Below are 22,609 nucleotides of genomic sequence, written 5' to 3'. Positions count from 1 at the left end.
ATTATGTTTATTGGACTTAACTAAGTCTATGCGTGGTGGGGCCTCCACATTGTGGAGGAAACATGCATAAAAATATTACGAAAAGCTTTATAATTTCAATTTTGACCGGGATGCTTATATTATCCGGATGCAGCAGGAAAAATGCTGAACTGGTGCTCACAGAGCCGGACAGAACCTCTGAGACTGTTTCAGTACAGGATGATAGGCCGGAGTCTGATGCTTCAGGGAGCGAATCTGCCGAAACTCAAAATTCTTCATCAGCAGATTCAGTTAGCTCTGCGGAGGCGGATACAGCCTCAGATACGACAGTAAAAGAGGAAAAAAGCAATCTTCCCGAGACAATCATGGTTCATGTGTGCGGAGCAGTTCTCTGCGAGGGAGTGTATGAACTTCCGGGTGGCAGCAGAGTTGTTGATGCTGTTAAGGCAGCAGGTGGCTTTTCAGAGGAAGCGGACAGCGATTATATAAATCAGGCGTTGGTGCTTTCCGATGGTGTTAAAGTCAAAATTCCGACTCTGGAAGAAACTGCAATTTCTGCGCAAAACGGGAATGTTCAGACAGATATTTCCGTTGAACCGGGTAGTGATACAGCGGGTGTGACCGGGATGAATGAGGACAGTTCTTCTTCCTCTGAATCTGAGGGCGGCAAGGTCAATATCAATACAGCTGATGAGACCCAGCTGTGCACAATTCCGGGCATAGGACCGGGCAGGGCAAAAAATATTCTTGCCTATCGTGAAGAAAACGGTAAATTCGGAACAATCGATGATATCAAAAAAGTTTCAGGTATCAAAGATAAGTTCTTTGCAAAAATAAAAGATTATATAACAGTTTAAAGAATTAAATGGAGTGGAAGAAATGGCGAAGAAGGTACTGGTTGTTGATGATGAAAAGACAATTGTAAAAGGAATACGTTACAGTCTTGAGCAGGATGGTATGAAGGTTGATAGCGCTTTTGATGGTGAGGAAGCCTTGCAGCTTGCACATGCCAATACCTATGACATTATTCTACTCGATGTTATGCTTCCGAGAATGGATGGTTTTGAAGTTTGTCAGCAGATAAGGGATTTTTCATCCGTACCGATTGTTATGCTTACAGCTAAGGGTGATGATATGGACAAAATCCTTGGCCTTGAGTACGGAGCTGATGATTATATTACAAAGCCTTTCAATATACTCGAGGTTAAGGCCAGAATAAAGGCAATCATGAGAAGAACCACTAAACCTGAGACACAGGCTAAAGTGCTTACATTTGGAGATCTTACGATCAATGAAGAGTATAGAAGAGTATATGTTGGCGACAGAGAGATAAATCTTACCAGCAGGGAATTTGATGTTCTTGAGTTCCTGGTATCTACTCCGGGCAAGGTTTACAACAGAAGTGAACTTCTGCACGCTATATGGGGAGAGGATTTCCCCGGAGATGAGAGAACGGTTGACGTTCATGTTAGGAGACTCAGGGAAAAGCTTGAGGTTAATCCCAGCGAGCCAAGGTATGTAAGAACAAAGTGGGGATCAGGCTATTACTTCCAGGCATAAATGAGATTCAGGCAAAAATTTTGGAGCCAAGATGATATACAACCCATTTAAAAGTCTTAGATTTAGAATATTTTTGATTGTTTTTCTCACGGGGCTTGTTTCATGCCTCGTGATTCATTCTGCAATTCTTGAAAGCTACGAGGATCGTGCTGTCAATGTCAGAGAATCGGAAGTGTCTACGCAACTGATGATTCTGGCGAATCACCTGATAAATTACAATTATTTTTCGGATACGACTTCTGATGTCATAAACGCAGAGCTTGACCTTATTGCGAACCTTTATGACGGGAGAGTTATTGTCATTGACAGTGATCTGAAAATTCGCAAGGATACATACGGCATAAGTGAGGGAAAAACCATAATTTCCGACGAGGTAGTCAAGTGTCTGAAGAATGGTACCTCAGGATCAACTGCCGTTTATGACAAGAATAACGGCTATATTGAGATGACGGCGCCGATCATGGAGACGCTGACCTATGAGACAGGAGATGTGGCCCGGAAGGAAGAAAAACAGGATGTTGTCAGAGGCGTTCTGCTGATAAGTGTTTCGACCGATTATATCAGTGCTACCATGGATATTCTGACAAGAAGAGCGATGACGATAGAGGTTATTGCCATAATTGTAATCCTTGTTATGGCCTTATATATGTCAGGAAGACTTCTTAAGCCTTTTGACAGAATTACATCTGCTATCAATGACGTTAAGGCAGGATTTACAAACGAACCTATAGCAGGATCTGATTATTATGAGACAGAACACATTATAAATGCGTTTAATCAGCTTCTCCTCCGAATGAATGCACTTGACGCCTCAAGACAGGAATTTGTTTCTAACGTTTCTCATGAGCTTAAAACGCCCATTACATCCATGAAGGTGCTGGCAGATTCTCTAATTATGCAGGAGGATGTTCCGAATGAGGTCTACAGGGATTTTATGGAGGATATAGCAGCTGAAGTAGACAGAGAGAATCAGATAATAAATGACCTTCTTGAGCTTGTCAGAATGGATAAGAAGGCTACAGCACTAAATATCACTTCAGTTGACGTGGTTCAGATGATGGAGATAATCCTTAAGCGAATCAGGCCTATTGCTCAGAAGCGTAACATAGAATTGACATTGGAAACTACAAGAGAGATAACAGCTGAAATTGATGAGGTTAAGCTGTCACTGGCACTTATGAACCTTGTCGAAAATGCGGTTAAATATAATAAGGACGACGGATTCGTCAAGGTTAAACTGGATGCAGACCATCAGTATTTTACCTGTGAAGTGAGCGATTCGGGAATAGGTATTCCTGAGGACAGTCTCGACAGGATTTATGAGAGATTCTATAGAGTCGATAAATCAAGATCCAGAGAGATCGGTGGCACAGGACTCGGTCTCGCAATTACTCACAGTGCGATACTGATGCACAGAGGAACAATAGAGGTTAAGAGCGAAGAAAATGTGGGAACTACCTTCACGGTTAGAATCCCTCTGATTTACATGCAGTCACTGGAATAACGGGAGATATGAATACTACATTAAAAAGATTAGTAAACTTAATATTGTGTCTTATGCTTGTTGTTCTGTGCATGACCAGCTGCGCGAATCAGGCTAAGGAAGATGATCCGAACAGGGTACAGGTATACTACCTCAAATCTGATGAGAACGGTATGGTATGCGAAGACTATCATGTTCTCTCTGATATGACAAACACAAAGGCAGTAATAGAAGAGCTTCTCGCAAAGATGAGAACAATGCCGGAAAAGCTCGAATATGAGGCACCTATTTACGGCCCGGTTAATCTTCTTTCGTATAAAATAAATGGTGATGTACTTACGCTTAATTTTTCAAGTACCTACACCACTACCGAGAAGACTACGGAAATTCTGGACAGAGCGGCAATGGTTCGTACACTGACACAGGTTCCCGGCATTCAATATGTGACTTTTACTGTTGAAAATACACCGCTTTTGGATAGTAATGGGAATATCATAGGCAACATGTCTGCAGATAACTTTGTTTATAACGCAGGTAATGAGATAAATACCTATGAGAAGGTTGAACTCGTTCTCTATTTCGCTACGGATGATGGGGAGGAACTCATACCGGTTTACAGAAGTGTCGTGTATAACAGTAATATTCTTATGCAGAGACTTGCTATAGAACAGTTGTTGAAAGGACCAAATACAGATTTGGCACTTCCGACGCTCAATCCTCAGACAAAGATAAATTCCGTTTCTGTAAGAGACGGCGTATGTTATGTTGATTTTGATGAAGGAATCCTTACGCAGGTGGGCAATGTCAGCCCTAAGGCGGCGTTATACTCTCTTGTTAACACTATTTGTGAAACCGCAGATGTTAACAAGGTTCAGATATCTGTGAATGGGCAGACTTCTGCCACTTTCATGGAAAATGTATCTCTCGATACAATATTCGAGAGAAACCTTGATATAGTCAGGGAATAATCTGCTTTTTGCGGTTTATATTTGTTGGGAATATATAAATGAAGCGACCGCTATGCGCTGTTGGGGGATTATTCGCGGCGGCTGTCTTTTTTCTGCTACTGGTAATACAGATGCAGGAAGGCTCAGAACTGCCTGATCGGGCAGTTGTTACAATTACCGGAACCATATGTGGTAAAGAAGAAAAAATCAGTTCCTATACAGGAGAAAAACAGATTGTTTTGTACCTGAAAAAGGAAGACGGAAGGAAGATTATGCTCTATCTGGATGATGCAGGGTATAAGCTTCCTATGGGATGTATCCTCAAGGTCTCAGGAAAAGTGAGAAACTTTCCGGAGAGTAGGAATCCCGGAGAGTTTGACAGTCGAAGCTATTACAGAATTTTGAAAATTGAATACAGTCTTACGGATGTGAAAATTCTTGGAATCGGTGGAAGAGAAAATGTGCCGGAGGAATTGTTGTACAGAGTCAAGCAGAGCTTTGAAGAGATTCTGGATAGAACAATGAATTCCGAAGATTCCGGAGTAATGAAAGCTATACTTCTGGGAGATAAGAATTGGCTATCAGATGATATTAAAGATGCATTCAAGAAAAACGGCATTATCCATATTATTGCGGTGTCCGGCGTGCACATATCAATTATTGGAATGTCTCTTTACAGGCTTCTTAGGAAAGTGGGCGTGAAAATTCCGGCAGCAGCTGCTATTTCGGTTATAGTAATGCTTATGTACGGAGTTATGTGCGGAATGAGTGCATCAGCATTCAGAGCAATTGTTATGTTTGCTGTCCATCTGGGAGCGGATATTATAGGCAGAACCTACGATATGTTGTCAGCTATGTCTCTTTCCGGAATAATGCTTCTTGTCTCATGTCCGTTATATTTGAAACACAGTGGTTTTTTAATGTCCTTTGGCGCTGTTATAGCGATAGGCTATGTGCTTCCTGTTATGCCTGACACTATCAGAACAGGTAAGCTTAAGTTTATGGCAGCAAGCCTTTCCATAATGCTTGTTACCTTGCCGGTGAATATGTGCTTTTATTACACATATCCGGTTTATTCCATAGTCCTCAATCTGTTTGTTCTTCCGCTTATGTCTGTGCTGATCCTTTTGGGAATAGCGGCTATTATTTTTGGCTATGTATTTCTTCCCGCAGGGATAGTGAGCGGAATAGGATGTCACCTGATATTGAAATGGTTTCTGCTTTGTTGTAATACCGGAAGTTCAATACCCGGCAATACATGGTATGCGGGACATCCTGAGATTTGGCAGGTTTTGATTTACTTAATCCTTTTGGGAGCATTTGTTATTATTAAGCTCAAAACCCATAAGCCGGTTCCGAGTACAGATTCTGCAAAAAGACGATTGGATGAAATCAGAGAGCGGAAGTTTGACATAATAAGGCATGTTTTTTTGTTTGCAGGTTTATGCGTTTTATGCCTGAGAATAAGGCCGGAACTGCGGATAACTGCTTTAGATGTCGGCCAGGGTGATGGAATAGTTATAGAGACTAAAACCGCCAATTATCTTATAGATGGCGGTAGTACATCCAAGAAGCAGGTTGCGAAATATCAACTGATACCTTTTTTGTCATATCAGGGAATCGGCAGGCTTGATGCAGTGATCATGACACATGAGGATGAAGATCATGTGAGCGGAATCCTCGAACTTTTTGATGAGGTGGAAAAATATAAGGGAGCCATAAAAATCGATAATTTGATTCTCCCTAAGGTTGGTGACAGCTCAAAGGGTGAAAAATATAGAACTCTTGAAGAAAAAGCAAGAGAGCTGGGGATAAATGTTTCATACATCGGCAGAGAAGATAAGATCAGAAACAGAGATGTTGAGATAGAATGTCTTGGCCCCGTTAAAAATATGATAACAGATGAACCCAATGCATATTCAACCGTTCTGTATATAAAAAAAGGCAGTTTTAAAGGGCTTTTTACCGGTGATGTGGATGGCGTGGGCCAGGATAACCTGCGTGCCTATGTGGGAGCTCACAGAGATGAATTTGCGGACATAACACTGCTTAAAGTGGCTCATCATGGCAGCAGATATACTACGGATGAGGCTTTTCTTGATATAGTTCATCCCAAAGTAGCATTTATAAGCTGTGCACAGAATTCACAATATCATCATCCGCATAAAGAATTACTTGAAAGACTTGACAATATAGGTGCAAAGACCTATATAACCGCGCAAAATGGGGCAATTACAGCATTAGTGAATGATAAAAATGTGAAAATAAAAACGTACTTGGATTAATCTTATAATCGTGAGAATTATGATTTGGGCATAAAACGGCATTATTGTCAAGTACGAGTTATGAACAAAACTGTTCATTTTCCGTAAACTATAGACTAATTCATTCCTTTATAATGTGTGTTAGAGAAGGAAGAGATGAGGTGAGTAATGAAGAAATTTGTTGCGGGCGCCATGTTAGTATTTTTGGTGCTGCTGGGAGCTTTTAGTTTCTCAGGAATAGTTCATGCTTCATCAGCTGAGAATTCAGCTGTTATGTATGAGACAACAGAAAATTCTGAAAATGCAGACTCAGACGATAGCGAGGGGGAGGAAGAGGCTGAGGTTCTCGGTGAGAAGCGAGATCAGTCTGATAAGTTTGTCCTCGGTATCGAAATTGCTATATCTCTGACCTTCGCAATTGGACTCATCGCTGCCAGTCATGGCGCAGATGTCAAGTGAGTCGGGTATGAAATTATATATATACTTGAAGACCGCAGGCTGGGGAGCCTGCGGTCTTATTCGTGTATAGCATTTTATATGTTATTAAATGGATTTGTATCCCTTGTTTACCAGGATATTCTCAACAGCGTAAATATCATCTGTATGCATAACCATGATGGGAAGACCTGATTCACGATTGAAGGACAGATAGATATAGTTAACATTGATATTGCTCTCGTAAAGTGACTTCAAAATGTTGTCCAGAGCTCCAACAGCATCTGGACACTCTATTCCAAGAACATGAGTGGTCTTGCAAATATAACCTTCATCACCGAGAACCTTGATACATTTTTCCGGATCTGAAACGACCATTCTGATTATTCCGTATTCGGCAGAGTCATTCGTAACCGATCCGAGAATATTTATGTCATTTTTCCTGAGAATTCCTGTGATATTCTGAAAACACCCCTTTTTGTTTTCAGCGTAAATAGATACCTGCTTTAACATTATGACTCCTCCCATAAAAGATTAAGCCGAAACCTCGCTTATTATGTTATAATATACAACATATTGTGATTGTGGGGCAAGGAAATAATATGGCTGCAAAGAAGACGACAGATTATCCTGTCAAGCAAAAGCAGATAAATGAGGATATTCAGACAGGTAAATTCAGGCCATGCTATCTTGTATACGGCGAAGAGGCCTATTTGCGCAACCAGAACAGGGATAAACTTCGTGAGGCCCTTCTTGGCGGTGGAGATAAGATGAATCTCCAGCACTATGAGGGCGCAGGGATTAATCCCGCTGAGGTAATTGACATGGCCGAGACGCTGCCATTTTTTGCAGAGAGACGTGTCATAGTCATTGAGGATAGCGGATTTTTTAAAAACGGATGCCCCGAACTTGCTGATTATTTAAAGAACCCTGCCGAAACAACTGTTTTTTTATTCGTGGAATCGGCAGTTGACAAGCGAAAGGACATGTATAAGGCAGTAAGTAAGGCCGGCCTTGACATAGACTGCGAGACACCGGATGAACAGATGCTATATAGATGGATTACCGGGAAAATGAAGGCTGAAGGTAAAACGATTAGCGCCAGGGCTATTGCGTATTTTATCAGCCGTGTCGGAACCGATATGTCCAATATGGTCCACGAGATGGAGAAACTCATCAGTTACACTCTCGGAAGAAATGAGGTGACTGAAAAGGATATAGATGCTGTTTGCGCCAACTGGCTTACAAGCAGGATTTTTGAGATGACAGATGCTATTGTTATGAAAAATCAGGCGAAGGCGATGAACATCTACTATGAACTGCTTGCGTTAAAAACCGCACCGGAACAGATTCTTGCGCTCATTATGAGACAGTTCAACCAGCTCCTTCAGGTTAAGGAGATGACCGAGTATTCTGCCAATAAGGGCGATATAGCCAAGAAGCTGGGAATACATCCGTTTGTTGCGGAAAAGCTTATGGGATGGTCCAGAAGCTACCAAATGAAGGATTTAAAGGATTCGCTTGAGATGTGCCTTTCCAGCGACGAGGCTGTAAAATCAGGCAAGCTTGACAGAATCATAAGTGTTGAAATGATTATAGTTAAAGCGTCATCAAGATGAATGTAAGGAGGGAAATCATTTTGCATAGACCTAAACCACAGGAATTTTACAGACATTTTAAAGGAGGAAGATATCAGGTTATCACCATTGCAAGGGATGCGGATACAGGTGAAGAACAGGTAGTGTATCAGGCACTTTACGGTGATTACACTGTTTACTGCAGACCTCTTAGTGAATTTGTCTCGGAGGTTGACAGAGATAAATATCCTAATGCGGATCAGAAGATGAGATTCGAACTTTTTGCGCCCTATGAGAACAAGGCGGATGAGGAAATATCAGCTGCTCCCGTAAAAACGAAAGAAGTAACACCTGTTACTCCTGTAGAAACAAAAGAAGTAACACCTGCTTGTGAAAAAGAGGAACAAGATAATGTTATAAGGCCTCAGACGGATGTGATAAAAAAACGGGCGATTGATATGCTGAAAAGTGCCAATACTCCGATGAAAAAGGAGGAGAAGGAAGACAAAACGTCTGATAAGGTGATTAAGCCGGATCCTGATAATGAGATTAACAGCAATTATATGAATCGCACGATCGAGGAGGAAGCCGAGGACTTTGGAATGAACCCTCTCGTGGTAAGATTCCTTGATGCAAGGAATTCCGCTGAGAGAATTGAGGTTCTCAATCTTATAAGACCGGTTGTTACCAATGATATGATTGATGTGATGGCAATGTCCATAGATACAGAGATTCCCGGGGATGATCCGGATGTAAGATGCGCAGAGCTCAGAGAGTGCCTTGTGACAAAGCAGCGATTTGAGGTTACCAGACTTCGCTGACAGGCTAGAATGCCGTTACGAAAAGATAAAAATGCAAATCCATATGATTTTTAAGGAGATATGAAAAGAGATGAAGTTATTAAGTATTGCAGTTCCATGTTACAATTCGCAGGATTATATGAGAAAGTGTATCGATTCACTTCTTGTCGGAGGCGAAGAGGTAGAGATTCTTATTGTGGATGACGGATCAAAAGACGATACGGCAGCAATAGCTGATGAGTATGCTAAGAAGTATCCCACAATCTGCAAGGCAATCCACAAGAAGAACGGTGGACACGGATCAGCAGTAAATACTGGACTTGAAAATGCTACAGGTCTTTATTTCAAGGTTGTTGACAGTGACGACTGGGTAAAAGAGATAGCTTACAGAAAAATACTTACAACTCTTGAGGAATTTGTTGTAAGTGGCGAGAGACTCGACCTTCTTATCAGCAATTTCGTTTACAACAAAGAGGGTGAGCAGCGCCATAAGGTGATGCGTTATAACAGAATGTTCCCCATTGAGGAGCTTTTCACCTGGGATGATGTTAAGAAGATATCCATAGGACATTATCTTCTGATGCATTCCGTAATATTCAGAACAAAGCTTCTTAGAGACTGCGGTCTTAAGCTTCCGGAGCACACATTCTATGTGGATAATATCTATGTATTTAATCCGCTTCCGTTTGTTAAGACGATGTATTATCTTGATGTCAATTTCTATTATTACTACATCGGAAGATCAGATCAGTCTGTAAACCAGGAGATCATGATCTCAAGACTTGATCAGCAGGTAAGAGTTAACAAGCTGATGGTTGATTATTATGTTGAAAATATCGGAATGATAAAGTCAAATAAGAAAAGACATCACTATATGTTTAATTATCTTGAGGTTATCACTGCTATTTCAACAATACTTATGGTTGTGTCCGGGACAAAGGAAAATCTTGAAAAGCGCAAGGAGCTCATGAAATACATCAGAAACAGAAGTTTTCTCTTGTATGCTAAGCTTCGCTATCGTATCGAGGGAATTTTTGTATATCTTCCCGGAAAGGGCGGAAGAAAGGTTACAATGGCAGGCTATAAGATTGCCCGGAAATTGTATAATTTCAATTAAAACTGTCGCAGTACAAGTTCAAATAAAAAAGCATGGCTGTTTTCATAAAGCCATGCTTTTATTGTTGTTGTTATAATTTACTGCAGCGCTCTTCTGGTCTTTTGCCTTTCGTCGAAACGGTGATATGCGTTCACGATAAGCTCACTCTTATATACTACCAGGTTGGAACATACTGCAAAGATGATTCCTCCAAGAACATCTATTACCGAATGCTGCTTAATGAACATTGTTGAAAGAATGATCAGTATGCAGAAGACGAGAGAACTGTTCTTGAGCCACTTCTCAAAACGCTTGGAATTGGAAATGGCAAGGTGTGTGCCGATTGCATTGTACACATGAATGCTTGGCCAGAGATTGGTCGGCGTATCCGTCTTGTACAGATTCTGAATCATGTGTGTGAAAATGTTATCCCTCGGCATTACCGCAGGTCGCATATACTGTATATTGGGCCAGATAGATGAAATGATCAAAAACAGCGTCATTCCGGTGAAGAAGAATGCTGCATTCTTGAAAAAGTCTTCCATATCGTACATTAGCAGGAACAGGAAGAAGAAGAATGAGCAATAAACAAACCAGCCCAAATACGGGATGATGAAAATCTCCAGGAACGGGATTTTGTCATCTAAAGCTGCGTGAATTTCTGTATAATGTAACTCCTTGGTACCTTCCAGATGGAAAAACCATGTGAAGTAAACAAATGCGTAAATTATTACCGGTATGAGGCATCTGATGGTATCTTCCAGTCGTTCTTTGGTCCAAGGCTTGTCAAACCACTTTGATGTTCTCTTTTTCATAAATAAATACACCTTTTAATGATAGAAACAAACTAATACTACCGATTTCTACTATATCGCAGTGCAAATCTTTTATCAAACACAAAACTGTACAAAAATTATAAAAAAAATATAAAATACTATACGTTTTTCACGATAAAAGGCTCAGTTTTTGCTGTAAACAGGTGAGCGTAATAGCATCGGATTTTAATAAAACCTCTCCGTCGGTATGAACCCATAAAGGAAGAGCGGTACGGATTTTTATTTCCTTTGCTCTTATATGGTGGATTCCTTTCTGACCATAGTGTTTACCAAAAAAGGCCAGGGGCAGTGCTTTAAAGATCCGAAATGTGCTCATGTCGCCGCCTGCAATGAGATCAAAATAGCCATCCTGCAGATCCGCATCCGGGGCGAACTTAAAGCCGCCGCCTTCATAGTGGTGGATCATGGCTGCTGCAAAAATGAGATGGTCTATGTGAATGTGTTGATTATCATCCGTCTCAATATCACAGGAGGGCTGATCGGCGTGAAGTATTTGCCTGATTGCAATCGAACCGTAGGTGAGTTTACCAAGGCCCAGCCTGTTCAGGAAATTCTTAGTATTTGAAGAAAGTGCTTCTTCACAAACCGCGGCGTCAAAACCTATTCCTGCACTGACATCAAAACGTCTGTCGGAAGCGATTCTCTCATCGTGAAGTCTGGAGAAGGTCTTTGTCATATGATCATAATGAACATTGCCTATATCCAGCTTTCTTACTACTTCTTCCTTCAAAATTCGATCTATCAGGTCTTCTGGATTTTTCGGAAAATCCAGATCGCGGACGAAATCATTTCCGGATCCAAGCGGAACAACGCCGAGGCGCACTCTATCAAAATCCTGAATGCCGGATATTACTTCATTTAGGGTGCCGTCTCCACCCATTACAACAATATTTATAGGCTCTGAAGAATCTTCACCGATCTTCTTTTCAGTAAGCTTCTTCACAACGCTCATGGCGTGCCCGGGGCCCTTGGTAAAGACAACCTTGTAGGGTTTCCCCAGAGTCTTGCATTTTTCCTCAAAAATGTTGTAGATATTTTTGCCGTTCCCCGATCTTGCTGAAGGATTAACTATACAGTAAAACATTATTTCATACGCTCCCGAAATAAAACTCTTATTCATTTTAGCAAATGATTTCTGTTTTGACACCTATATCATTATATGCTATGATACTTCACAATTGCTTTAGCACATTAAAACGTCAAATTATCGAAGTGGAGGAAATGCCGGTATGTATTCATTGGATGAAGTAAAAAATGTCGATCCTGAGATCGCTGACCTCATCGTAGAGGAGATGGAGCGTCAGAACGATCATATTGAGCTGATCGCATCTGAAAACTGGGTAAGTAAGGCTGTTATGGCAGCTATGGGTAGTCCCCTTACCAACAAGTATGCGGAGGGCCTTCCGGGAAAACGTTACTACGGCGGATGCTATGTAGTAGATAAGGTAGAGAACATTGCAAGAGACAGAGCAAAAGAGCTTTTCCATTGTGACTATGCAAATGTTCAGCCTCATTCCGGAGCGCAGGCTAATCTCGCAGTTCAGTTTGCACTCTTAAAGCCCGGTGACACAATTCTTGGTATGAACCTCAGTCAGGGCGGACATCTTTCACACGGAAGCCCGGCTAATATATCCGGTACATATTACAATGTAGTGGCTTATGGTGTTGATGAGAATGGCTTCATCGATTATGAAGAGGTCAAGAGGCTTGCCAAGGAGCATCAGCCCAAGCTTATCATCGCAGGTGCATCTGCATACTGCAGAACAATTGATTTTGCAAAGTTCCGTGAGGCAGCTGATCTTTGCGGTGCTGTTCTTATGGCTGATATCGCTCATATTGCAGGACTTGTTGCAGCAGGCGTTCATCCGAGCCCGTTCCCGTATGCTGATGTTGTTACAACGACAACTCACAAGACCTTAAGAGGCCCCAGAGGTGGTCTTATTCTCTGGAATCAGGCAGCTCAGGATAAGTATAAGTTCAACAAGGCTGTATTCCCCGGAATTCAGGGTGGCCCGCTTGAGCACGTTGTAGCTGCTAAGGCAGTATGCTTCAAGGAAGCTCTTACTCCCGAGTTCAAGGAATATCAGCAGCAGATTGTGAAAAATGCAAAGGCACTCAGTGAAGGCCTTATGAGCAGAGGTGTTAAGATCGTTTCGGGCGGTACAGACAACCACCTCATGCTTATCGATCTTACCAATTTTGATCTCACAGGTAAGGATGTTGAGGCATGGCTTGATGATGCACACATCACTGCAAACAAGAATACAATACCCAATGAAAAGCAGTCTCCCTTTGTTACAAGCGGTATCAGACTCGGAACTCCTGCAGTTACTACCCGCGGAATGAACGAGGAGGATATGGATAAAATTGCGGAAGCAATTTCAATCGTAATCAAAGGAAAAGGCGAGAAAAATGATGAGGCAAGAGCAATCATCAAAGAATTGACTGCAAAATATCCGCTTATATAAAAAATTTAGCAAAATATTAGAGCTGACCTTAAATTTTTATATTTAGGGCCAGCTTTTTTCTTTTGATTTTATACTTTATTTCGAGAAGAGAATTCGGTATTTTGAATTGTACAAATATTATGACTATTACAAACAATTTATCAGATAATCGATATTTTTATACGAAATAATCTAATATCAAAAATATTTTTTAAAAAATGTATTGACAATTATATCCGGCATGTGTATACTACGATTAAAGATAAGAGAAAGAGAAAACTTCTTTCAGAGAATTCAGCAGGGTGCTGAAAGAAATGGAGGTACGGTCCAAAGGGAACTTAAGTTTTTACTCTAATTCTTAGTTATTAAATTTTTCGGAAAGGAAGGTACAGACCGCCGAACTATTTAACACCACAAACAATAGTGAATTTCCATCACAACGAGTCTTAGTACATGACATGGTGGCGTTTAGCATGATCGTCGTATCATCCGTCACAGCATACGAGTGCAAAGGTTAATGGAACGGGCAGAGTTGAGAAAGTGGAGGAAAGTCCATTGGACAACGAAACACAATTTGAACATGAGTAAGGGCGAATGCATAGATAGAAATGCACTCGCCCTTATTCGTTTTGCTGCGCAAAACAAATAAGGGAATTATGCACACGAGCGCATATTGAATTTGTTGCCTTCGGCAACTGCGCTCGGCGCAGGTATTTTGCAAGCAAAATTCCATCTCTGGCGTTTATGGTGGCCTTCTACATAATTCTACAATATTTTGTGTCCAACATCTTCCGAAGTGGTAGAAATTGTGGTTTTAGTATGATATACTAAATCTAAGTTTTTTAGGGGATTTTCCATGGGGAGGATATATGGAAGACAAAATGAATATTAGTAACGGTTCTGAAAGAGATGTTCGCAGAGAGCTTAGGAGACAACGCAGGATCAAGGCCCAGGTTACAGCATATGTTATAACCGGTGTTTTGGGTGTTTCTGTTGTTTCGGCCGCCTTTCTTGGCGTTAATAGCATCGTGAAGGCCGTTAAGGACTATAATGCTTCAGTGGAGGAGGCAGTGGCTGAAGCTAAGCAGGTGGGAGCAGAGCAGGCAGCAGTGGCTTCTCCTGAGGAGAATATCACTGAATCAGAGGTTCAGAGTACTGATGCTATGCTTGATAATATTGTGGATACCTGCATTTCCGAGATGCCGCTTGAGGACAGAGTGGCAGGCCTGTTTATGGTATCACCCGAGCAGCTTACAGGCTCGGATGCTGTAGTTAAGGCCGGGACAGCAACACAGGATGCCCTTTCACAGTATGCAGTTGGTGGACTTTTCTATGTAACCAAGAATATTAAGGATGAGGCTCAGATCAAGGATATGCTTAGTTCTACCGCATCAATGAGCAAGTATCCGCTTTTCATATCAACCACAGAGGTTGGCGGAGAGAAGAGTCTTGTGGCAAATGGTCTTGGACTTGATCCGGTGGCGTCTCCCACAGAGCTTGGAGCTTCCGGTAATGCCGATGAGGCTTATAATACAGCTTCAAGAGTTGCTGACTATCTCAATGCCTACGGCTTTAATCTGAATGTTGGTGTAAATGCCAACCTGACTGATTCAGGCACATCATTCGGTACAGATCCGCAGAACGTATCGGCAATGGTTGCCAAGACGGTTGAGGGACTTCAGTCCTTTGGTGTATCCGCAGGACTTCAGTATTTCCCGGAGACTATTAACAGCGGCAATTCCATAGAAGGGCTTCAGGATGCACTTAGTCCCTTCAGAGCAGGAATTGATGCCGGTGCAAGTATGATTATGGTATGTACTGCGCCTTCGATGGGAATCACAGGTGATGAAACACCTTCATGCCTCAGTTCTGTTGTTGTACAGGATCTCCTTAGAGGGCAGCTTGGATTTGACGGAATAATAATTACCGATTCACTTTCAGATCTTGCAGACAGATATTCCTCTGCAGATGCAGCAGTAGCAGCCATCCAGGCAGGTGCGGATATGATTTTCCTTCCTGCGGATTTCGTTGATGCTTATCAGGGAGTACTTGCAGCAGTGCAGAATGGTACGATAAGTGAGGAGAGAATAAATGAATCTCTTCGCAGAGTATACAGAGTGAAATATGCTAACCGTGTTGAGGAGATTACCTCCGGCCAGTAATTTTTTTACAAATTTGAGCAATCAAATGCCGCCGCATCAGCCATAAGGCCGATAGCGGCGGCTATTCTTAAGTACGCCTTTCGGCGAACGTTCACCATTTCATCAGATAAAGGAATCCAAAATAGAGGATAGATCCGAATTCATGGTTCCTGCCTTTGAGTAGGTTGAAGAACTTGAAGCGGCTCTTGAAGCGGAGGTCTCAAGACTTGTTGCGGCCTGAGATACTTTATAACCAAAGCCTGCTTTCTGGGTAAAAATATTCTGTGTGGCTTCTGCTCCTGCAGCTTTAAGTTTATCTTTGTCGAGCGAGAGCTTGCCATCATCTTTGATACTGATTCCTATGGAGGAGAGTTCACTCTTATAGGAATTTGTAATCTTTCCGAGATAGCTTGCTCTTGTATCTGTTGTTACATCAGAAATATCTCCGGTGGAATCAATAAGCTTATTATAGCTGCTTACAAAGTTTGAAACAGCACTTGATATTTTTGACATGTCATAGTCATAAACCTTTGATTCAGCACCATCCTCATCTTTGACAGTCTGCCACGTCTTTTCGAAAACAGAGTTGTCGCCGGTCTTGGACAGAGTATCAAGTTTTGATGCAACATCCTTAGCATTGGATGAAATAGCTGAATATTGTTTTTTTTCTGCGGCTTTGGACTTTTCAGTCTCGGTGGTCTGTCGCGTGGATTCTTTTTCGGTTTTATCTGCAGAATCTGCTTTTTCGCTGTCTATTTTCTTGTAATATGCTGAAACCAGCTTTCCATAACTTCCGTTTTGGATGGAGGAGTAATCGGAAAGCATACTTGACAGTCCGGACATGAAGTTGGTCGATGAAGAGCTACCGGACATACTGCTAAATAGGGTGGAATAATCCATGTTAACGTTTATTCCCATATACATCACTCCTTTGATCTTCGGGGCTATAGACACCCGGAAAAACAGCATCCATGCTGTTTGTATACTACTCCTACTTTATTTTTACACCCATACCCCTGATTTTTCAAATGAAAAGACCATTAACACTATAAAGAATGTGTAAAAATAAGCGGTTTTGCGAATGTTCTGAAGTGTTATTTACAAACATGATTGGGCTAGTGTAAAATATAGTGGATTTCAGATAGATTGAGAGGATTTGAACGATTTATGTCATCTATTATACAAAATGATCAGGTGTTTAATAATGAAGTTTCTTTTTGCAGAGTTTACAGCAAAGAGAGCAAGAGAATATTAGAAGAGCGTTTTCTGGCGAATCGTATTTCTTACTACATTGACTGGCAGGACAAGAGCTTCCTGCAGCGTCTGTTTGGTTCTGATAAGGATAAAATTATGTGTACAATCCGCATCAACAGAGCAGATGTTGAACGCGCGTTGGAACTTGTTTCCGGCCTCGAAGATGTCAAGATCAGAGATTTTGGCGATAGGAAGGGCAGAAACAGTAAGAACAAACCCAAGAAGAAATAATGTCAGACCTCCGGAATAGCCGGAGGTTTTTCAGGCTATAGAGGGTATATGCTTTCTCATTAAAGGAGAAGGTGTCAGCGAAGCTGACGGATGAGGGTATAAATAATGAATAAAGATAATACACCAAGAAAGAACGAAACAACTAAAAGTCGCGTGACTCCCAAGGGAGACGGTGCTGCAAAGAAGCCTTCTGTCAAAAGGACACCCGGCAAGTGTCCTGTTTCCAAGAAGTGCGGCGGCTGTCAGATGATCGATGTGTCCTACAAGGAGCAGATCAAAAGAAAGCACAAAAGAGTTGAAGAACTGATCGGAAAATATGGAAAAGTTGAGCCCTTCATGGAGATGGAACATCCGGAGCATTACAGATGTAAAGTTCATGCGGTTTTCACTCATGACAGAAAGGGTAATCCTGTATCCGGAATATATAAGGAAGGGACTCATGATGTAGTCCCTGTTGACGCATGCTATCTTGAGAATGAAAAAGCAGATGCTATTATTGCAACCATCCGAGGAATGCTCAAGTCCTTCAAGATTAAAACTTATGATGAGGACAACGGATTTGGCCTGTTCAGACATGTTCTTATAAGAGTTGGACACAATACTGGAGAGATAATGGTTGTTCTTGTGTTGACATCGCCGATTCTTCCTTCGAAGAACAATTTCGTGAAGGCGCTGCTGAAAGAACATCCGGAAATAACAACAATTGTTATTAACGTCAATGATAAGCATACAAGCATGATTCTCGGCGATAAAGAGAAGGCAATCTACGGACCCGGCTTTATCTACGATACCGTATGCGGCATGAAATTCAAGATTTCACCCAAGTCCTTCTATCAGGTTAACCCTGTTCAGACAGAGAAGCTTTATTCCAAAGCGGTTGAACTTGCGGGACTTACCGGAAAAGAGACAGTCCTTGACTGCTACTGCGGCGTTGGAACTATTGGTATTATTGCAAGTCCGAAGGCCGGTGAAGTTATCAGTGTGGAAATCAACAAGGATGCAGTTCGTGATGCAAGATTAAATGCAAAAATGAATGAAATTAAGAATATCACGGTATATGAAAATGACGCCAGCAAGTTCATGGTGCAGATGGCAGAGGCGGGAGATCACGCAGATGTTGTCTTCATGGATCCGCCTCGTTCAGGTTCAACCGAGATTTTTCTCGGCTCCATGTTTAAGCTGAACCCCGACCGTGTTGTATATATTTCCTGCAGCCCCGATTCTCTTGCAAATGACTTGGAGATCATAACCAAGAATGGGTACAAAGCGGAGCGAATCATACCGGTTGATATGTTCCCGTTTACCAGGAGTTGTGAGACAGTAGTTCTCTTGACGAAGAGAAGCGTAAGCGCAGGCTGAGCCTAGAGACTACGCGTTGTTCCGCTCTCGCCTGCCTGCAGGCGAAAGCGGAACTTCCACGCGAAGTAGTTGTGGGAATTGAGATAATTTAGTTTAGGAGTGTATTAGAGACATTTCGTGATGGGATGTCTCTTTTTAATTTGCACTTATTTAAATTTGTTGCTATAATCTGTCTCATTCTGAACGAAGGCAGTGAGATGCGTATCGGAGACACTGCTGATTTCCATTTTGATAATAAAGATAATTGAATATAGTCCATTTATTTATGAGGATATGAGCTGCTTGATTCTTCTTTATCGTATTTTGAGGTGTTAAGCACCTTTTCTGTTGTGCCGGAGATATGTACAGGGTACCTTTGGCGAAATAGCACTGCTGAAAGATAAGTGATGAATGTTTGCGGCAGTTGTATTAACCATTACTGTACTGCTACAAAGTTTATTTTTAATAAATGCGGTAGTTAAAAAAGTATGCCGCTACTGCCACTATAAAAATATATGCATAATGCGGCAGTGTCATATATGTATATTGAAATGCTACAAAAACAAATATTTGGATATGTGGCAGTACAGGAAGTAAAAAAATAACTGCCGCAACAATACAATATGGGAGTTGTGACAGAAAAGATGGGGCGAAATGCGCTGCTACAAAACTGAAAATAATAGTTTGCGGTAGATGTAGTAAGCCTAAACATAATGCTGCAAAAGCTTGGTTCACGATATGCAGCAGAATAATTGAGATTAAGAAAGGAATATTTTATGCAAGGACTGGAAGAATTACTAAAGGAGGAACAAAAACGGCTAATGAAGATAAAGAAATGTGTAGAAGATAGGTTATCTTCAGCACCGGAAGGAACTCTAAGAATTACAAATTGCGGAAAGAGACCGCAGTATATGCTTTGTACAGGCAAGAATGAAAAGTGTAAAAGGCAGGGTGAGTACATAAGGCGAGAAAATAGCAATATAGTGAAGCCTCTTGCGCAGAAAGCATATGACAAGAGAATTAAAAGAATTGTTGACCGAAGACTAAAGCAACTGGAAAACATTTGCAATGAATATAAAGACGATGAACTACTGGAGATATACAATTCACAAAGTGATATAAGGAAAAACATGGTAGAACCTGTTGAAACCCCATTCGAGCAGAGAATTCAGAAGTGGAAGGAGGTTCCATATCAAGGGAAAGGATTTGCTGAAGGGGCTCCGGTGATACTTAGCAAAAAAGGAGAACGAGTACGATCAAAATCAGAGAAAATTTTGGCGGATACATTTTATGATATGGGAATTGAGTATAAATATGAGTGTCCACTGTTACTGAAAGGATATGGTACCATATATCCGGATTTTACATTGCTTAGTAAAAGAACCGGGAAAGAAGTATACTGGGAACATGATGGGAGAATGGATGATCCCGATTATGCAGATAAAGCTATTAGAAAAATAGATTCATATATTGCTAATGGAATAATTCCCGGAGACAGATTGATAGTAACCTATGAAACATCAAATTTTGTTTTAAGGGATAGGACAGTTAAAGAACTTATACATGCTGCCATATTATAAATACATAACAGTAAAACATTCTGATTCAACGCTAAGTTGTATTTTCTCCGAGAACAAGTTGTTAGGAATCCTCTTTGGTTTCTGCTAAATTGAAGTTATCAAAGATGCATCTATTGAAAAAAACTGAAAAGAGGTAAATGCATATGTCGCTAGGAAACAATATAAAAAAATATCGTCATGATTTAGGATATACACAGGAAGAACTGGCAGGTATTCTTTGCATTACAAGCCAGGCCGTTAGCAAATGGGAGAGCGGGTCAGGGCTTCCTGATGTTACTCAGATAGTTCCGTTGGCACAGGCTTTAAACGTATCAACAGATGCATTGTTTGGATTTAATACTGAGATCTATGATGTGAATTTTGCAGAGGAAGTGGAGCAGAAAGCTAATACTCTTCGAGATAGTGGAGAACAGTCTCAGGGAGCTTTAAATGCAGTTCAATATTTGGATCAACAGTGCGAAGAGAATATATTTAATTATGGTATTATGACTAGCTTTGTTCAGGCTGTTGGGCATATGAGCCGCTATGTAAATCCAAATAATTCTTATTACTCCGGGCTTATGGAGAATGATGGTAAGGAATGGAAACAGCTTATTAGGAGAACTGAAAACAGAGCGATGCAGGTTATTCGATACTCAGGAGATAAGGCGCTTGTGGATAAATGCCACTTTTCACTTGCATGGCTTTGCTGGCACTCAGGTGAATGGGAAAAGGGCATGCAGCATGTTGAAGCCCTTCCTTCTATCAGCAACAATATGCTTAAGGAAACGCTTCTACCATACTTTATAAGCATTGACACGGAAGAAGGCAGGGAGAATTGGAAGGGACAAATCCGTGACAATTATCAAAACTTCATAAGAGCTTTAAACAAGCAGATTTTATATACTGCTGAAAGTATGATGTGGGTCAGTCCATTAAATGAAGTCGAGGAAAAATGTTTTTGGGGATTATCCATCATGGACAAATTTATGGAAAATGAAAAGATGAAAGCGCATTGTCAGGGATATTATCGAGATACCTATAAGTTTTTAGTTGCAGCATATTTGAGGAATGATATGCCGGGGAAAGCTGCCGAGGAATGGAAGAAGCTATTAGGGAAAATTGATGAATATGTTGAATTCTGTTCTGAGATAAATAAGAAGGAACCAAAAGAAGTAGTGCGCATTTATGGCAATGCCGCCGCTCGCAATATGGAAATTTATACCAGAGAGTGGATAGACAGTAAATTACAGTTTATGCTTGGCCAACTTCGAAGCTGGAGTAAAGAAGATGTATTTTCTGAATTTGAAAAATTAGTCTAACGTTGTGATAAACGCCGCACATATTATATGTTGACTGTGTTATTATAAAGGCATGTGTTTTCTGGTGGGAAAACATATGCCTTTTATTGGAGAAATAGCAATGATAAGAGCATTACTTACAATGGATGATTTTTCAACAAGGAATACGCCTGCAATTGTGGATTATCTGGAAGAAAAGAATATACCGGTAATCATGTTTGCGTGGGGACAGAATGTAGAGCAGTATCATGATGAAACTGAAGAAATGGTGCCTGGATATTACAAACAGTTTCTGGATGAATGCCTTATGAAAGGCGTTGAATTTGTTGCACCGAAATTTAAGTAAAAGTTAACGAAATGATTATGAAAAAAAGTCCGTTTCAAGCGAAAATGAAACGGACTTTTTGATACTTTATTTGGATCAGTTTTCACATAATCTATGTAGGAGTCCTTTGATCACATACAAAAATAGCGCAATAAGACAAGCGTAAAATAGCGTTAATACGCATACTGCCAAAGTGGGGCCTATGGCTTCAGGGACGGAGAGATTCTGCATAGTAAGAACAAAACCAATGAGACTTGAGATTGCGCCTGCAAGAATTGTAATCTTTATTCCCAAACCTATAGCATCTGCAGATCTTTGTGCCAATGCCGGAAGTTCTTCCGAAGAAACTGACTTGTGTGCGAATGTAAGTTTAATGCCTCTGAAGAAATTGTAAAACTGTCCTGATGCCGCAAGACCTATAAGCTGAATACCAAGAACAGCAAACAGAGAAGGTGCATCAATAAACCATATCACCTGACCGACACCGCCTGATATTATGACTATAATATATAGAAACATTACCAGAAGAATGAGCCCTATAACAGTCCCGATAACTCGGCCTTTTTCCCTTTTCTTTTCATTTTCACTATCTTTAATAAGTTGAACCATATTGTCTTCCGCCTTTCCGTTATAATTCTCTGTGGTCAGGTGCTCGCCGGATAATAGTTCGTTGATATTTATCTCCAGAACTCTGCACAAATCAGGCATGATTGAAGTGTCGGGCATTCCGCGGCCATTTTCCCATTTTGAAACCGTTTTGTCGCTAACGCCAATTTCATCAGCAAGTTGTTTCTGGGTAAGACCTTTTTCTTTCCGTAAATCGCATATGAACATTCCGGTTTTCGTCTGATCGAGCATAAATGCCTCCTATCCACAGGTTTTCGGTTACAACTATAGCGTAAAGCAGATACATTATCATTGTAACCCTACGCAAAGGAAAGTGACTATACCCTGGCGCTACATTGTGCTCTACTAACCGTAGAGATACAAGATTTAGCATGATATTATAAGAACAAAAAGTTTGCCGGCAGACAGA

Annotated in this window: 21 protein-coding genes; 16 read left to right on the top strand and 5 right to left on the bottom strand. The window is 41.0% G+C overall.

What is annotated here, in order from left to right; genetic code table 11:
- Positions 1 to 62 precede the first annotated feature (62 nt).
- From BMW61_RS09575 to BMW61_RS09550, 6 genes are all read left to right on the top strand, one after another.
- Positions 63 to 836: a helix-hairpin-helix domain-containing protein gene (locus BMW61_RS09575; RefSeq protein WP_091821315.1), complete on the top strand. Its 774-nt coding sequence runs from the start codon at positions 63 to 65 to the stop codon at positions 834 to 836.
- A 22-nt stretch (positions 837 to 858) separates the two neighbouring features.
- Positions 859 to 1,539, top strand: a complete 681-nt coding sequence (locus tag BMW61_RS09570; protein ID WP_022762864.1) for a response regulator transcription factor — start codon at positions 859 to 861, stop codon at positions 1,537 to 1,539.
- Between the two features lie 31 nt (positions 1,540 to 1,570).
- The gene (locus BMW61_RS09565) at positions 1,571 to 3,043 is read left to right on the top strand and encodes a sensor histidine kinase (protein ID WP_022762863.1); all 1,473 of its coding nucleotides are present in this window, start codon (positions 1,571 to 1,573) and stop codon (positions 3,041 to 3,043) included.
- Positions 3,044 to 3,051: 8 nt separating this feature from the next.
- Complete coding sequence (locus BMW61_RS09560; RefSeq protein ID WP_022762862.1) at positions 3,052 to 3,990, top strand: GerMN domain-containing protein; 939 nt, start codon at positions 3,052 to 3,054, stop codon at positions 3,988 to 3,990.
- 38 nt (positions 3,991 to 4,028) lie between these two features.
- Complete coding sequence (locus BMW61_RS09555; protein ID WP_091821312.1) at positions 4,029 to 6,254, top strand: DNA internalization-related competence protein ComEC/Rec2; 2,226 nt, start codon at positions 4,029 to 4,031, stop codon at positions 6,252 to 6,254.
- Positions 6,255 to 6,401: 147 nt separating this feature from the next.
- Positions 6,402 to 6,692 (top strand): hypothetical protein, encoded by a 291-nt coding sequence (locus tag BMW61_RS09550; protein ID WP_026498067.1) that lies wholly within the window; start codon positions 6,402 to 6,404, stop codon positions 6,690 to 6,692.
- 84 nt (positions 6,693 to 6,776) lie between these two features.
- On the opposite strand, the gene BMW61_RS09545 is transcribed toward BMW61_RS09550, so the two are convergent.
- Complete coding sequence (locus tag BMW61_RS09545) at positions 6,777 to 7,181, bottom strand: acetolactate synthase (protein ID WP_022762859.1); 405 nt, start codon at positions 7,179 to 7,181, stop codon at positions 6,777 to 6,779.
- 89 nt (positions 7,182 to 7,270) lie between these two features.
- Here BMW61_RS09545 and holA point away from each other — a divergent pair, with 89 nt between their 5' ends.
- From holA to BMW61_RS09530, 3 genes are all read left to right on the top strand, one after another.
- On the top strand, positions 7,271 to 8,287 hold the full coding sequence (gene holA, locus BMW61_RS09540) for a DNA polymerase III subunit delta (RefSeq protein ID WP_022762858.1): 1,017 nt from the start codon (positions 7,271 to 7,273) through the stop codon (positions 8,285 to 8,287).
- Positions 8,288 to 8,307: 20 nt separating this feature from the next.
- Entirely contained in the window at positions 8,308 to 9,066 is a 759-nt protein-coding gene (locus BMW61_RS09535) for a DUF1653 domain-containing protein (RefSeq protein WP_242876684.1), read from the top strand.
- Positions 9,067 to 9,136: 70 nt separating this feature from the next.
- Positions 9,137 to 10,162 carry a glycosyltransferase family 2 protein gene (locus BMW61_RS09530; protein ID WP_022762856.1) on the top strand — a complete coding sequence of 342 codons (1,026 nt, stop codon included), beginning with the start codon at positions 9,137 to 9,139 and terminating at the stop codon, positions 10,160 to 10,162.
- Between the two features lie 77 nt (positions 10,163 to 10,239).
- Here the strand turns inward: BMW61_RS09530 and BMW61_RS09525 are convergent, their stop codons facing one another.
- Positions 10,240 to 10,956 carry a phosphatase PAP2 family protein gene (locus BMW61_RS09525; RefSeq protein WP_044958795.1) on the bottom strand — a complete coding sequence of 239 codons (717 nt, stop codon included), beginning with the start codon at positions 10,954 to 10,956 and terminating at the stop codon, positions 10,240 to 10,242.
- Positions 10,957 to 11,086: 130 nt separating this feature from the next.
- On the bottom strand, positions 11,087 to 12,061 hold the full coding sequence (locus BMW61_RS09520; protein ID WP_022762854.1) for a diacylglycerol/lipid kinase family protein: 975 nt from the start codon (positions 12,059 to 12,061) through the stop codon (positions 11,087 to 11,089).
- 145 nt (positions 12,062 to 12,206) lie between these two features.
- On the opposite strand from BMW61_RS09520, the gene glyA reads away from it, so the two are divergent.
- Both glyA and BMW61_RS09510 read left to right on the top strand, forming a co-directional pair.
- The gene (gene glyA / locus BMW61_RS09515; protein WP_022762853.1) at positions 12,207 to 13,445 is read left to right on the top strand and encodes a serine hydroxymethyltransferase; all 1,239 of its coding nucleotides are present in this window, start codon (positions 12,207 to 12,209) and stop codon (positions 13,443 to 13,445) included.
- A gap of 848 nt (positions 13,446 to 14,293) precedes the next feature.
- On the top strand, positions 14,294 to 15,586 hold the full coding sequence (locus tag BMW61_RS09510; protein ID WP_049946116.1) for a glycoside hydrolase family 3 N-terminal domain-containing protein: 1,293 nt from the start codon (positions 14,294 to 14,296) through the stop codon (positions 15,584 to 15,586).
- Positions 15,587 to 15,688: 102 nt separating this feature from the next.
- On the opposite strand, the gene fliD is transcribed toward BMW61_RS09510, so the two are convergent.
- The gene (gene fliD, locus BMW61_RS09505) at positions 15,689 to 16,483 is read right to left on the bottom strand and encodes a flagellar filament capping protein FliD (protein WP_022762851.1); all 795 of its coding nucleotides are present in this window, start codon (positions 16,481 to 16,483) and stop codon (positions 15,689 to 15,691) included.
- 249 nt (positions 16,484 to 16,732) lie between these two features.
- Here fliD and BMW61_RS09500 point away from each other — a divergent pair, with 249 nt between their 5' ends.
- The 5 genes from BMW61_RS09500 to BMW61_RS09480 all read left to right on the top strand — a co-directional run bounded on the left by BMW61_RS09500 (position 16,733) and on the right by BMW61_RS09480 (position 21,594).
- Positions 16,733 to 17,050 (top strand): hypothetical protein, encoded by a 318-nt coding sequence (locus tag BMW61_RS09500; protein ID WP_022762850.1) that lies wholly within the window; start codon positions 16,733 to 16,735, stop codon positions 17,048 to 17,050.
- A 105-nt stretch (positions 17,051 to 17,155) separates the two neighbouring features.
- On the top strand, positions 17,156 to 18,409 hold the full coding sequence (gene rlmD, locus BMW61_RS09495) for a 23S rRNA (uracil(1939)-C(5))-methyltransferase RlmD (protein WP_091821306.1): 1,254 nt from the start codon (positions 17,156 to 17,158) through the stop codon (positions 18,407 to 18,409).
- A gap of 800 nt (positions 18,410 to 19,209) precedes the next feature.
- Positions 19,210 to 19,968: a hypothetical protein gene (locus BMW61_RS09490; RefSeq protein ID WP_049944874.1), complete on the top strand. Its 759-nt coding sequence runs from the start codon at positions 19,210 to 19,212 to the stop codon at positions 19,966 to 19,968.
- A 143-nt stretch (positions 19,969 to 20,111) separates the two neighbouring features.
- Complete coding sequence (locus BMW61_RS09485) at positions 20,112 to 21,269, top strand: helix-turn-helix domain-containing protein (protein ID WP_026498075.1); 1,158 nt, start codon at positions 20,112 to 20,114, stop codon at positions 21,267 to 21,269.
- Positions 21,270 to 21,369: 100 nt separating this feature from the next.
- A complete protein-coding gene (locus BMW61_RS09480; RefSeq protein WP_175475153.1) occupies positions 21,370 to 21,594 on the top strand; it encodes a polysaccharide deacetylase family protein in 225 nt (74 codons plus the stop codon).
- Between the two features lie 75 nt (positions 21,595 to 21,669).
- On the opposite strand, the gene BMW61_RS09475 is transcribed toward BMW61_RS09480, so the two are convergent.
- Positions 21,670 to 22,431, bottom strand: a complete 762-nt coding sequence (locus tag BMW61_RS09475; RefSeq protein ID WP_091821299.1) for a helix-turn-helix domain-containing protein — start codon at positions 22,429 to 22,431, stop codon at positions 21,670 to 21,672.
- Positions 22,432 to 22,609: the final 178 nt, after the last annotated feature.

This window comes from Butyrivibrio sp. ob235 (assembly GCF_900109475.1).
In the GTDB taxonomy this organism is placed as follows: domain Bacteria; phylum Bacillota; class Clostridia; order Lachnospirales; family Lachnospiraceae; genus Butyrivibrio.
The sequence above is the reverse complement of the archived record's forward strand: the minus strand, read 5'-3'. Positions and strand labels throughout refer to the sequence as shown.